This is a genomic window from Streptomyces sp. NBC_00663 (assembly GCF_036226885.1).
GTDB lineage: Bacteria > Actinomycetota > Actinomycetes > Streptomycetales > Streptomycetaceae > Streptomyces.
Window position 1 is genome coordinate 342900 of sequence record NZ_CP109027.1, and the last position, 13033, is coordinate 355932.

Here is a 13033-nt window from a genome sequence, read left to right on the forward strand (position 1 = left end):
CGTAACGCCTCTCCCGGGAAGAAGACCGATGAAGAAGTTACGGATCCTCCTGACGACCGCGTTGCTGATCGCCTTGTCGAGCCTCGGCGTTCACACCGCATCGGCAGCCGACAGCACCGCGGCGCCCTGCGGCGGCGGCTCGCCCGCCACCGCTCAGGCCGCACGAGCCGCGGCCGAACCGGTCACCGTCTGGCTGGCCGGTGACTCCACCATGGCCAATCCGAGCGCCCGTTGCCCGGTCGGCTGGGGCAGCCAGTTCGCCGCCCTGTTCAACAGCGAGGTGACCGTCAAGAACCAGGCGGTGGGCGGACGCAGCATCCAGACCTGGCTGTACGACCCGAACGTGACCAGCACCAAGGGCGCCGACGGCGAGTGCGTCATCAACCCCGGGACGTACTCGGCCCGTTGGCAGGCCATGCTGAACGCGAGCACCGGGATGAAGACCGGCGACTACCTCTTCATCCAGTTCGGCATCAACGACTCGTCCTCGACCTGCCCCCGACACGTCGGCCCGGCCCGCTACCAGCAGTTGCTGACCATGATGGCGCAGGCCGCGCTGGCCCGCGGCGCACACCCGATCGTGCTCACCCCGGTGGCCGCCATCACCTGTTCCGGCGGTACGGCGACCAAGAACCGCGGCTTCGCCACCGAGACCTTCGCGGCCGGAGCCGCCACCGGAGCACCGGTCATCGACCTCCAGACCCTGAGCGTCTCGCTCTACAACAGCCTGCGCTTCTGCCCGAACAACGGCGACTACGGATCAGGTCCCGTCGGCGCCTTCTTCTGCGACGACCACACGCACTTCGAAACGTACGGCGCACAGCGGATCGCGGGGCTCGTCGCCGACGACGTACGCCGTCAGAACCTCCCGCTAGCCGCACATCTCAAGTAGCCCATGCCGTCTCCGTCTCGGCGTCACACCCCGCACCACACCCGCCGCGCCCTGTCATGCGCCCGTCACTCGCGAGAGGAACGCGCAATGCCCCCGTCCGTCACCGGGATCCCCGTCGCAGCGAAGCTCAGAGCGGTCGTGGTCATGGCCGTGCTCGGTCTCATCGCCGCCCTGTTCTCGCTCCAGCCCGCCTCGGCCGCGGACAACCCCTACCAACGCGGCCCGGACCCGACGGTGAGCAGCGTCGCGGCCCAACGAGGCACGTTCGCCACCAGCCAGATCAGCGTGCCGCCCGGCAACGGCTTCAACGGCGCGAAGATCTACTACCCGACCGACACCAGCCTCGGCACGTGGGGCGCGGTCGCGGTCGTACCCGGCTACACCGCCAAGTGGGACGCCGTCCTCGACCGGCACGAGGCCGGACGCAGTCTGTCGGTCGAGGCCCTTGCACCGTCACCCACGTACCGCAACTGCACACCTGGCTAGGCGGACTCCGTACGGTCCCCTCTCATCCCGCTGTGACCGCCGGCCTCGCCGGTGTCGCCCTGCGCCTGTGAGCGTGAGGGCTCCGACGGCTGCGCGCTCTGTGCCGTGGCGAGCGGGCCCAGATGCTGTGCGGCGCTGTCCAGCAGTCCCAGGTCTGCCTTGGTGTGCGCGATGGCGGCGTCGATCAGGACGGCGACCAGCGGCTCGGCGGCGTGGGCGCGGCGCTGCTGTGCCAGGCCCGCGAGCTCGGACAGGTACGTCTGCCGCTGTGACTCGATCAGCGTGGTCAGGGCCTGCGGCCCCAGCGCGACGGCGCCGAGCAGCTTCAGGAACAGCTCGTCGCGGAAGCCGCCGACGCGCACCCAGGCGGTGGTCGCCCACGAGCGCAGCTCGGCCTCGCCCGCCTCGGTGAGCGTGTAGAGGTTCTTGTCGGGCCGGTCGGCCTGCGTGACCTGCGAGCGCGAGACATAGCCGTCGCGGACCAGCCGTTCGAGGATCTGGTAGAGGTGACCGATGTTCAGGCCGCCCCACTGCGGGCCGACGGCCTCCTCGAACCGGGCCTTGAGTTCGTATCCGTGATTCGGTCGCCGGGTCAGCAACGCGAGCACGGCGTGGTGGAGCGGCATATACGTCCCTTCTACATTGTGACAATATACCGCTGCATTGCCGCAATGTATGTGGCGCGATGTACGAGGGCGAGGCTGCATCAATGGCTGTGAGCGTGGCGTTGCGCGGGGTGAGCCGGCGGTATCCCGGGCTGACCGCTCTGGACGAGGTCGACCTGGAGGTCGCGGCCGGCGAGGTGGTGATGCTGACCGGGCCGTCCGGCGCCGGCAAGTCCACCGTCCTGCATGTGACGGGCGGCATGGACCAGCCCGACGAGGGGCACGTCGAGATCGACGGCACCCAGTTGGTGCCCCGGGACCTGGACCGTCACCGGCGGCGTATCGGCTTCGTCTTCCAGCGCTTCCACCTGCTGCCCGCACTGACCGTGCTGGACAACGTGCTCGCCCCCGTCCTGCCGCGCAGGGTGGACTTCGACCGGCGTGCGCGCGGCATGGAGCTGCTCGAAGCCGTCGGCCTGGACCAGCGGGCCGACGCCCTGCCCTCGCAGTTGTCGGGCGGCCAGCAGCAACGCGTCGCCGTCGCACGCGCGTTGATCAACCGGCCGGGACTGTTATTGGCCGACGAGCCCACGGGCAACCTGGACAGCGTCATCGGACGGGAGATCATCGACCTGCTGATGTCGCTGCGCGAGCGCTACGGGATGACGATGCTGATCGCGTCCCACGACGCGGAAGTCGCCGCCAACGGCGACCGGGTGGTGCGTTTGCAGGACGGCAGGATCACCTCGGACCAGCGGGTCACGCCGTCCGGCGACGTGCTGGACCGGCTGGGGGGCCTGCGCCCGTGATAGCGATGATCCTCGATCAGCTCCGGCGGCGGCGCGGGCGCGCGCTGGCCCTGGCCGCCGGCATCCTGGTGGCGGCGACCAGTTTCACCCTGCTGACCGCGACGGTGAGCACGAGCCAGGCGACCACCGTGGGCACGGTACGCAAGAACGCGCGGTCCGCGTACGACGTCCTGGTACGCCCGCCCGACTCGCAGACGGACGTGGAGCGGCAGAGCGGTCTGGTCACGCCGAACTTCCTGTCCGGCACGTTCGGCGGCATCACCATGGACCAGTACCGGCGCATCGACGACATGCCCGGGGTCGACGTGGCCGCGCCGGTCGCCAACATCGGCTACCTCATGGTGGCGAGCACCGTCACCGTGGACGTGTCCCGCTTCCTGGACGGCACGGCGTCCCGGCAGATCCTGCGCATCAGCCCGACGCTCACCTCCGGACTCGGCACCTACCGCACCTCCGACGAGTACGTCTACCTCACCCGCTCCCCCCTGACGTCGGCGTCGGAGTCGGACGGCCTCTTCGAGTCCGACACCCTGGAAACGGGCGCGGCGGACAAGAGCACCCAGCGGTATCGGATCAAGGGGAAGTACGACGTCTGCTTCTACTTCAACTGGGACAAGTCAGAGCAGACCGAGTTCAACTTGGATCTGCCGTTGAAGCCGAACATCATCGCCGAGGACCTCAGGGACAGGTCGCCGTTCGACCCGGACCTGAGTTCGCGGATGAACTGCCAGTCCGGCCAGGACAAGGCCACCATCGACGTTCCGGTCAGTTACCCCGTGCTGCTGTCCGCCATCGACCCGGTGGCCGAGGACCGGCTGGTGGGCCTGGGCGACACCATCGCCTCGGGCCGGATGCTCACCGAGCAGGACAAGCCGTGGAAGGTGTCGGGCGCCAAGAGCGTCCACGGACAGCGCGACTCCTACATCCCGGCGCTGCTCAGCGACAACCCGCTGACCACCGGCACGCTCGACGCCACCGTCGAACGGCTCGACGTCGGCGACCCGGCCGCGCTGCCCTCAAAACTGGGCAACCCGACGGCCAGCAGCTTCGTCCGAGGCCTGCACGGCACAACGGTGGGCAGGACCCGAGTCGACCTGAGCAAGGGCTACCGGAAGGCACTGACCGAGGACTCGTTCGACACCGGCAGCTACTGGACGGTCGGCCCGGTCACCTACCGCCGGACCTCCGACGGCGACCTCGCCGCGCAGCCGCGGCCGCCGCAGAAGCCCAGCCTGTGGGTCACCAACTCGAACGAGCAGCCGTTCCCCAACGTCCCCGAGGAGAACCACCAGGGCACCCAGTACCGGAAGGTGACCAGTCACGCCGCCACGAACTGCATCGGACTGGGTACGTGCGACGGCGTGGACTCCGGACGCCTGCCCAATCCCTTCGTCCACCTGGTCGGCCGCTACGACACCGGCAAACTGCCCGGCTTCTCACCCCTGTCCGACACCCCGTTGGAGACCTACCAGACGCCACAGGTCACCGGCGCGGACAGCGCGACCCGAGCGAAGCTCAACGGCAAGCCGCTGCAACCCGACCGCAACCTGGGCGGCTACGTCAGCCCACCGCCCACCATGCTGACGACGATGCAGTCCATCACCGCGCTCACCAAGAGCCGCCGCGTCGCGGGCCTTCAGGACAAGGCGCCGGTCAGCGCGATCAGGATCCGGGTGGCCGGAGTGACCGGCGTCGACACCGCCTCCCGGGCACGGGTGAACGCCGTGGCCGGGGCGATCCGGACCGCCTACCCCCAGCTCCAGGTCGACGTCACCGTCGGCAGTTCGCCCGCACCGCAGACGGTGACGCTGAGTGCCTCGGCGCAGGTGACGGAGGGCTGGGTCGCCAAGGGCGTGGCACTGCGCATTCTCAGGGCGGTGGACACCAAGAGCGCGGTGCTCTTCGTGCTGGTCCTCGTCGTGTGCGCGCTCTTCCTCGGCCAGGCCGCGCTGGCCTCGGTGCGCTCACGTCGCAGCGAGATCGGCACGCTGCGCTGCCTGGGCTGGAGCCGTGGCGAAGTGCTCCGCCTGGTCCTCGGCGAACTGGCGGTGATCGGCCTCGCCGCCGGAGCCGCGGGCACGGTGCTCGCGTACGTACTGGGCCGAGTGCTGGGCCAGCCCGAAGCCGGCCCCAAGTCACTCCTCGTGCTCCCGGTGGCGCTCCTCCTGGCCACGGCGGCGGGACTGATCCCCGCCTGGCTCGCCACCCGGCTGGGACCGATGGAAGCCGTCCGGCCCCCGGTGACGGCGGCCCGCCGCACGCGCCCGGTGCGTTCGGTGGCCGGACTGGCCGTTCTCAACCTGCTGCGGGTGCGGGGCCGCACGCTGCTGGGTGCGGCAGGACTGGCGCTGGGAGTGGCCGCCTTCACGGTGCTGCTCGCCCTGACTCTGGCCTTCCGGGGCGAGGTGGCCGGGTCGCTGCTCGGCAGCGCCGTGGTGGCGCAGGCCCGCGAGGCCGACTACCTCAGCGTCGCCCTGTCGTTGCTGTTGGGCGCCGCCGGCGCCATCGACGTCCTGGTCATCTCACAGCGCGAACGCGCCGCCGATCTCGCGGTGCTGCGGGCGACCGGCTGGACCAACCGCGAGCTGGCGAAGCTGACCCTCTACGAGGGAATCGGACTGGCTCTGCTGGGCGGCCTGTCCGGTGCGGTGGCCGGCCTGGCCGGGGTACTGACCCTCGGCCGGGGCGTGCTGCACGGACACCTGTTCACCGTCGCCGGCGCCGCACTGCTGGCCACGCTCGCGGCGACCGCCCTGGTGGTGGCGGCTCTGACGGTGCCGATCCGGGGTCTGTCCCGGATCGCCCCCGCCCACCTGCTCGCCGCCGACTGAGCCGACCGCCGCCAACGCCGGCGGCTTCGCACAGGGGCCGCAAGACCCCGGCCGTGTTCACGGGCCGGGGTCTCAGCAGTCGACGAACGCACGTGATCGTCTGCCGATGGTCATCGGCGCCGGCGCGCAGAACTGCCAAGCTGTCTCCTGGAAAAAGACCGGCGGTTGTCCCCGGCAAAAGGACCAGTGGCTGCCGCCGGCAGCAGGACGGATGGCTGTCTCCGACCGAGTTCAGCCAGGCGAGATCGCCGTCTCCGCGGCAGCCTTGATCCGGGCCCCGAAGGCAGGCGCGTCCTTGCGGGCCGCGACCAGTGCCAGACCGACCAGCAGCCTGCCCAGTCCATGGCCGTCCAGGACGTTGAAGATGCGGACACGAGTCCTGCCATCGGGCAGGGACTCCAGGTCGTAGCCGCCCTCGCGCACCGTCACGCTGTTCTTGGACACCTCAGCCCAGCGGATCCTCACCGGAGCGTCCAGTGCGGTGATGCGGAACTCCCGAGCGGTCTTCATGCCGGCGTCCTTCACGGTGCTCCGGAAGACCGTGCCCACAGCGGTCGGCTCGTCCGGGACCCGCTCGATCCCGAGGACCCGGGGGCTGAACTGCGGATCGTTGCGCCCGTCGGCGAGGTAGTCGTACACCTCCTTCACGGGCCGGTCGATCTCGACGACCGCTTCGAACTGTCCGGACATGGGCACTCCTCATCGGTCGAGCCACGACGGATGCGCGACTTGCCTTAATGAGCGGTTCTGCCATGGCGGCACAGTGACCCTACGGGAGGGCGGGCCACCACGCGAGACATGCGGAGCCCGCGGTGCATGCGCGCAGGGAGCAGGCACGGAAGCCCTCTGTACAGCCCACCGAAATCCCACCCGGGACGGCCTGCGCGGAATGGGTCGCGGGGACCTCACGGGCCCACGCCGACTCGGGCGGCACGGCGCGCATCGCGATCGAGCTGCGGGAGTGGGGCGAGCACAGCCTGGTCATCGTGGACGAGCACCCCTTGCGGGAAGCGGCCATCACGCTCCACGACGTCGGATTCGACGCGCTGCTCCAGCTGCGCCACCGCACCGTGCTCGCCCAGCTCGCCCGGCTCTGTGAGAACCCGAAGCCGGACGAGCGGAACGTCCGCCCCAGGACGCACGCCCGTCAACCAGCCCTTGGGGGACACTACGGACGACGAGCGTGGCGACGATACGATCGAACTGCCCCTCGCCGCTGACGCCCATCACCGACTGGGACTTGTTTCAATCGGGACCCCTCACGCCGCCATCAGCGCAGCCAGGGCGCGGCCCATCGCGGCGTTGAACTCTTCCGGCGCCAGCGGCAGACGGGACTTGACGTCCCGACTCCACTGGTCGGCGAGGACCTCAGCGGAGCCCGCCTCGACACCGTCCAGCGCCGCGTCGGCCAGGTCCGACGGAGCGATCTTGTCCACCGGCCAGCCCGCGGCCATGTCGGTGTCGGCCAGGCCGAGGTGCACCGCCGTGACGAGCGTGCCCTGCTCGGCGAGTTCCAGGCGGACGCCGTTGGTCATGGCCCATGCGGCGGCCTTGGTCAGGTGGTAGGCGCCTGCGCCCTTGCCCCCGAACCACGACATGGCGGAGAGGAGGTTGACGATCGCGCCCCCGCCGTTCCTGGCGAGCGACGGCGCGAACTCCCGGATCATTCCCAGGTGGCCGAACATGTTGGTCTCCAGCTCGTGCCGCACCGCGTCCAGCGAACCGGTCACCAGGTCGGTCCCCGTACTGATTCCCGCGTTGTTGATGAGGAGCGAGACGTCCGGGGCGGCCTCGGCGGCGGCCCTCACGGATGCGGGATCGGTGATGTCGAGGGCCAGCACCTCGACCCCGGGCAGGTCCACGGTCTCCGGTCGGCGGGCCGTCGCGTAGACCTTGCGGGCGCCCCGTTCGAGCAGGCGCTGGGCGAAGGCGCGGCCCAGGCCGCGGTTGGCTCCGGTGACAAGGGCAACTGAGTTGTTGATGTCCATGCCCGGTACGCTAAAACCTGACGTTGACGTCAGAGGCAAGGGCTGCTCGTCAGGGCCGGAGTGAGAGGGATCACCATGACCGTCACCGAGACCGCGACCGAGCGGCTGATCCGCATCGGCGAGGTGGCGCGGGGTGCCGGCGTCTCGGTTCGCGCCGTGCGCTACTACGAGCAACAAGGGCTGCTCATCGCGGAGCGCAGCCCATCCGGCCAGCGCCTCTACCGACAGGACGCCATCTCCCGGGTCCGCTTCTTCCAGCAGATGTTCGCCGCCGGCCTGACCAGCCGACGGATCACCGAACTCATGCCGTGCTGGGACGCCGGGCACACCGACGCCGACCAACGAGCCATGCTGCGCGCCGAACGCGACCGCATCCAGGCCAAGGTCGATGATCTACAGGCCGCCCTGAACCGCCTCGACGAGGTCATCGCGATCACGGACACCCACCCCTAGGCGAAGCGCGCGCAAGCCCCGTACGAGTCGTGAAGTCGGCCGCCCACGATCAGCTGCACGGCAGTGGGAGCGGGCTGCGGCTCCGGCTCCGACAGTCCGAACGACGGGCCATTCCTCTTCCCCATGACTCGTTCAATGAGCCAGCCAGGAAGGGGACATGGCTACGGCCCGGCCTTCTATCAGCTGCTCCAACTCCCGCAGCTGACGGCCTGGAAAATCGGGTGCGGTCGGCTGAACTGGGGTGATAGGTAAGCGATGTGACAGACAGCCTCGAGTATTCCGCCCTGCTGCAACTGATCGACGAGCGGTCGGCCGCGTTCCGGAGCGCGGTTGCCGCCGCGCCCAGCCTTGACGCGCCGGTGCCGTCCTGCCCCGAGTGGACGTTGTCCGATCTGGTGCAACACCTGGGTACGGGCCAGCGCTGGTGGGCCGCGATCGTCACTGCGGGCCCGGCCGAGGCTCCGCCGGCCAAGGATGCCGCGAAGGCGCCGCGCGAGCCCGAGGCACTGCTGGCCTGGTACGCCGAGTCGAACGAGCTGCTCCTGCGTGCGCTGCGCGAGGCCGGCCCGGAGCGTGAGTGCTGGGCGTGGTGGCGCGCCGGTGTGTCGCCGGCGAATGCCTGGGGCGTTGCCCGGCGCCGGGTGCACGAGGTGCTGGTGCACACCTACGACGCCCAGCTCGCCGCAGGCGCCGTTCAGCCGATGCCGTCGGACGTCGCGATCGACGGCGTGGCCGAGTTTCTCGACACCTGCAACTCCACCCCGGCGGCCTGGCCGCACGAAGCCGCCACCATCCACTACCACGCCACCGAGGGCCGCTCCTGGCTCCTCACGTTGGACGACACCGGCGCCTGGCCCGCGCCCCTCACGGACGATGCCGCGCCCGCCTCCGCTTCGGCCACGGGCACGGCCGAGCAGCTGCTCCTCTTCGTCTGGGGCCGCCGCACGCTGAGCGACCTGAAGATCGAGGGCGACCAGCAGGTGTTCGAGCAGCTGATCGCCTGGGAGCCCGAGGAGTAGCCACTCGCCACCGTCGGCGGACGACCTCGATGACGTCCGCGTCGATGAACACCGCGGACAGCTCCGCCGGCTTCCGCGGGGGAAGCCTCGTCGCGTGCCCGTCCGAGAAGGAGTACCGCCGTGGGAGTACGCCCAGGGGCACACGAGTCCGCGGAGTTCCTGGCGAGCGTGAGCGCGAAGCCTTCGACGCGAACGGTGCCCCTGCCCTGTGGGCCATCCCCAAGGGCGCCGACCCCGCGATCAGGATCGCGAACGCCGATCCGACCGGCCTGCCGCCCACGACCGTCCACTACGGCGAGTACGAGACCCTCGCCGATGATGGTGTCGAACTCGGCCGCCCCTCGCGGGACTTCAAGGTCACCTCCGAGGTCCACCCGCTGCCCGAACAGCGGCACTCGTTCGTCCTTGGCGCCGGGCGCGTACCCAAAGGGGACCCGGCCAGGCCGCCGCATCACCGTGATGCCGGCGACCGGTACGCCGGTCTCCGGTGTCTTGCTCGACCATGCCGGGCGGCGTGCGGTACTTGTGTCCGGCACCGTTTCCGCAAGCAGCCCCACCACCGTCCCTCGAAGCCACAAAGGAGTGCGCGATGGGAACGTACGAGGATGTCTTCCGCTCCAGTACCGAGGACCCGGAGAGCTTCTGGCTGAAGGCGGCAGAGGGCATCGACTGGGATGTCGCTCCGCAACGCGCCCTGGACTCCTCGGGCGCGCCGTTCTATCGCTGGTTTCCCGACGGGCGGCTCAACGTCTGTTTCAACGCGCTCGACCGCCATGTCGCGGCCGGCCGGGGCGAGCAGCCCGCGCTCGTCTACGACTCGCCCGTGACCGACACCCGCCGCGTCTACACCTACGAACAGCTGAGGAACGAGGTGGCGGCATTCGCCGGCGCGCTCGCGCAACTCGGCGTGGGACACGGCGACCGCGTGGTCATCTACATGCCGATGGTGCCCGAGGCCGCCGTCGCGATGCTGGCCTGCGCACGCATCGGCGCTGTCCACTCGGTCGTCTTCGGCGGCTTCGCCCCGCGCGAACTCGCCCTCCGCATCGACGACGCCGCCCCCAAGGTGGTCGTGTCCGCCTCCTGCGGCATCGAGGGCAAGCGGGTCATCGCCTACAAGCCCCTGCTCGACCAGGCCATCGAACTCGCGGTCCACAAGCCGGAGAAGAGCGTGATCCTGCAACGCCCGCAGGAACACGCCGAGTTGGGGCCCGACGATCTCGACTGGGGCGATCTGGTCGCCGCCGCGGCGTCGGCCGACTGCGTTTCCGTCGCCGCCACCGATCCCCTGTACGTCCTCTACACGTCCGGGACGACCGGAAAGCCCAAGGGAGTTGTGCGTGACTGCGGCGGCTACGCGGTCGCCCTGCACTGGTCGATGGGGGCCGTGTACGACGTGGGCCCGGGCGAGACGATGTTCACCGGTTCAGATGTCGGCTGGGTCGTGGGGCACTCGTACATCGTCTACGCGCCCCTGCTGGCCGGCGCGACGACGGTCCTGTACGAGGGCAAGCCGGTCGGCACGCCGGACGCGGGCCAGTTCTGGCGCGTGGCCGCCGACTACCAGGTCAAGACCATGTTCACGGCGCCCACCGCCTTCCGGGCGATCAGGAAGGAGGACCCTAAGGGAACGCTCACCGCGGGCTACGACCTTTCCCACCTCCGCTACCTTTTTCTGGCCGGTGAGCGCCTCGACCCCGAGACGTATCACTGGGCGAGCGACCTGTTGGGTGTCCCGGTGATCGACCACTGGTGGCAGACGGAGACCGGCTGGCCCATCGTCGCCAACCCGGCCGGCATCGAAGTCGCTCCCCTCAAGCCCGGTTCCCCGACCCGCCCGCTGCCCGGGTGGGACGTCCGCGTCCTCGACACTTCGGGACAGCCGGTGCCCGCGGGCGTCGACGGTGCGATCGTCGTCAAACTCCCCCTGCCGCCCGGCGCGCTCCCCACCCTCTGGAAGGACGACGACCGCTACGTCGCTTCCTACCTCTCCACCTACGACGGCTACTACCTCACCGGCGACAGCGGCCACATCGACGACGACGGCTACGTCTTCGTCATGGGCCGCACCGACGACGTCATCAACGTCGCCGGACACCGGCTGTCCACCGGCAGCATGGAAGAGGCCCTGGCCGCCCACCCCGATGTCGCCGAGTGCGCCGTCATCGGCGTCGCCGACGCACTCAAGGGACAGATCCCGCGCGGTTTCGTCGTCCTCAAAGCCGGCGCCGACCGCGAACCGAGCGAGGTCGAGGCCGAACTCGTCCAACTCGTACGCGAACGCATCGGCGCCGTCGCCTCCCTCAAGGACGTCACGGTCGTCGCCGCCCTGCCCAAGACCCGCTCGGGAAAGATCCTCCGCAAGACCATGCGCGGCATCGCCGACGGCCGCGACGAACCCATCCCGTCGACGGTGGACGACCCAGGCGTCATCGAGGCCCTGCGCCCGGTCCTCCACCGCCCTGGTCACACCCCGTGAAGAGCTGACAGCGCCCGCACCTCGCAGGAACTGGCGGACGTCGGTATCCCAGCCAGGGCAATCGCAGGACGCGGAATTCCGCACTTTGACGTGCAATTGTCGAGCAAAGTGGCCTCGATGGCGACGTCGGTCAGGAATCTGCTCAGTCGGACCGGATGCCTCCACGGTCCTCCACGACGGCACAGGCATGACGCTGTCGGACGGAGGGCTGTCAGGAGGACTCCCGGACGACCAACTCTGTACGGAGTATGACGTGGCGCCAGGCCACGGACTGCTCCTCCATCTCCTCCAGCAGCAGCTTGATCATGGCCCGCCCCATCTGCTCCAGTGGCTGCCGCACTGTGGTCAGGGGCGGCTGGGTGCGCTGGGCCAGGGGAAAGTCGTCGAAACCGATGACGGCGACATCCTCGGGGATCCGGCGTCCGGCCGCGCGCAGTGCGTGCAGCGCCCCGGCGGCCGTGGTGTCCGAGGCGGCGAGGACGGCATCGATCTCGGGGTGGCGTTCGAGGAGTTCCCTCATGGCGCGGCGACCGCTCTCCTCCGAGAAATCGCCCTCCGCGACCCAGGACCGTGATGTGTTCTGGCCGGCCAGCGCCAGCGCGTCCTGATAGCCGCGCAGTCGGCACTGCGCGGCGTACATGTCCAATGGCCCGGTGATGGTGGCGATCGCCCTGCGGCCCTGTTTGAGGAGGTGGGATACGGCATTTCGGGCGCCACCCACGTTGTCCGCGTCGACGTAGCTCACGTACTCGTCACCCGAGCGACGCCCCATCAGCACAGTCGGCACCCGCGCCTCGGCGAGCATGTCCGGCAGCCTGTCGTCCGCATGCACCGACATCAGCAGCACGCCGTCGACGCGGCCTCCTCGCGCGTACTCCAGGAAGCGCTGCCGTTCGATCTTCGAGCGGACCAGGGTCAGCATCAGCTGCATCCCGGTGTCCGCCAGCGCATCGCCGAGTGAGCGGACGATCTCCGAGAAGAACGGCTCCGCGAACTGTCTCCAGTCCGGCTCGGTGAGTACGAGGGCCACAGCGTCCGCGCGCCGGGCGGCCAGGGAACGGGCCGCGAGATTGGGCACGTACCCGAGTTCTTCGATGGCTCGCTGGACGGCCCGGCGCGTCGACTCCTTCACACCGGCCGCGTTGTTGATCACCCGGGAAACCGTGCCCCGTCCCACCCCGGCGTGGGCAGCCACCTCTTCCAGAGTCGGCGCTCCAGGTCGTCGCCCGGTCATGACCACCTCTCCCACCCGCGAGATCACCGATCTTACGGGGCGGAGCACCTGGGCACATGGCTTCCGTACATGATCGACCGGGCTCGGCCGGAAAGGACAGTCTCGATCGTGGTGTCCGCTGCGGCGGAGCCCGCCGGAAGCAACCGCGGACCCGCCCAGCCGTAGACGTGTCAGCCGGGTGGATCCGCGGTGCCGGGGTGCGCGCGGTGGTACGCGGGCAGGCCCTCAGGACGGCCG

General features: G+C 69.8%; 12 protein-coding genes. 8 read left to right on the plus strand and 4 right to left on the minus strand.

What is annotated here, in order from left to right:
• Positions 1-28 precede the first annotated feature (28 nt).
• Positions 29-892 (plus strand): GDSL-type esterase/lipase family protein, encoded by an 864-nt coding sequence (locus tag OG866_RS01610; protein ID WP_329331448.1) that lies wholly within the window; start codon positions 29-31, stop codon positions 890-892.
• Positions 893-979: 87 nt separating this feature from the next.
• Positions 980-1378, plus strand: coding sequence for a poly(ethylene terephthalate) hydrolase family protein (locus OG866_RS45200; RefSeq protein ID WP_443063486.1), 399 nt, complete (start codon positions 980-982; stop codon positions 1376-1378).
• On the opposite strand, the gene OG866_RS01620 is transcribed toward OG866_RS45200, so the two are convergent.
• Positions 1375-2004, minus strand: a complete 630-nt coding sequence (locus tag OG866_RS01620) for a helix-turn-helix transcriptional regulator (RefSeq protein ID WP_329331449.1) — start codon at positions 2002-2004, stop codon at positions 1375-1377. The genes OG866_RS45200 and OG866_RS01620 overlap by 4 nt on opposite strands.
• Before the next feature lie 83 nt (positions 2005-2087).
• Here OG866_RS01620 and OG866_RS01625 point away from each other — a divergent pair, with 83 nt between their 5' ends.
• Together OG866_RS01625 and OG866_RS01630 are read left to right on the plus strand one after the other, a co-directional pair.
• A complete protein-coding gene (locus OG866_RS01625) occupies positions 2088-2792 on the plus strand; it encodes an ABC transporter ATP-binding protein (RefSeq protein ID WP_329331450.1) in 705 nt (234 codons plus the stop codon).
• Between the two features lie 5 nt (positions 2793-2797).
• Complete coding sequence (locus OG866_RS01630) at positions 2798-5623, plus strand: ABC transporter permease (protein WP_329343870.1); 2826 nt, start codon at positions 2798-2800, stop codon at positions 5621-5623.
• Between the two features lie 231 nt (positions 5624-5854).
• On the opposite strand, the gene OG866_RS01635 is transcribed toward OG866_RS01630, so the two are convergent.
• A complete protein-coding gene (locus OG866_RS01635) occupies positions 5855-6313 on the minus strand; it encodes an SRPBCC family protein (protein ID WP_329331451.1) in 459 nt (152 codons plus the stop codon).
• Positions 6314-6435: 122 nt separating this feature from the next.
• Here OG866_RS01635 and OG866_RS01640 point away from each other — a divergent pair, with 122 nt between their 5' ends.
• A complete protein-coding gene (locus tag OG866_RS01640) occupies positions 6436-6843 on the plus strand; it encodes a hypothetical protein (protein ID WP_329331452.1) in 408 nt (135 codons plus the stop codon).
• Positions 6844-6882: 39 nt separating this feature from the next.
• Here OG866_RS01640 and OG866_RS01645 read toward each other — a convergent pair whose 3' ends face one another.
• A complete protein-coding gene (locus OG866_RS01645) occupies positions 6883-7611 on the minus strand; it encodes an SDR family oxidoreductase (RefSeq protein WP_329331453.1) in 729 nt (242 codons plus the stop codon).
• Between the two features lie 75 nt (positions 7612-7686).
• On the opposite strand from OG866_RS01645, the gene OG866_RS01650 reads away from it, so the two are divergent.
• From OG866_RS01650 to OG866_RS01660, 3 genes are all read left to right on the plus strand, one after another.
• Positions 7687-8064, plus strand: a complete 378-nt coding sequence (locus tag OG866_RS01650; protein ID WP_329331454.1) for a MerR family transcriptional regulator — start codon at positions 7687-7689, stop codon at positions 8062-8064.
• A gap of 257 nt (positions 8065-8321) precedes the next feature.
• Positions 8322-9083, plus strand: a complete 762-nt coding sequence (locus tag OG866_RS01655) for a maleylpyruvate isomerase family mycothiol-dependent enzyme (protein WP_329331455.1) — start codon at positions 8322-8324, stop codon at positions 9081-9083.
• Positions 9084-9672: 589 nt separating this feature from the next.
• Positions 9673-11562, plus strand: a complete 1890-nt coding sequence (locus OG866_RS01660) for a propionyl-CoA synthetase (RefSeq protein ID WP_329331456.1) — start codon at positions 9673-9675, stop codon at positions 11560-11562.
• A 211-nt stretch (positions 11563-11773) separates the two neighbouring features.
• Here OG866_RS01660 and OG866_RS01665 read toward each other — a convergent pair whose 3' ends face one another.
• Complete coding sequence (locus tag OG866_RS01665; RefSeq protein WP_329331457.1) at positions 11774-12796, minus strand: LacI family DNA-binding transcriptional regulator; 1023 nt, start codon at positions 12794-12796, stop codon at positions 11774-11776.
• Positions 12797-13033 lie beyond the last annotated feature (237 nt).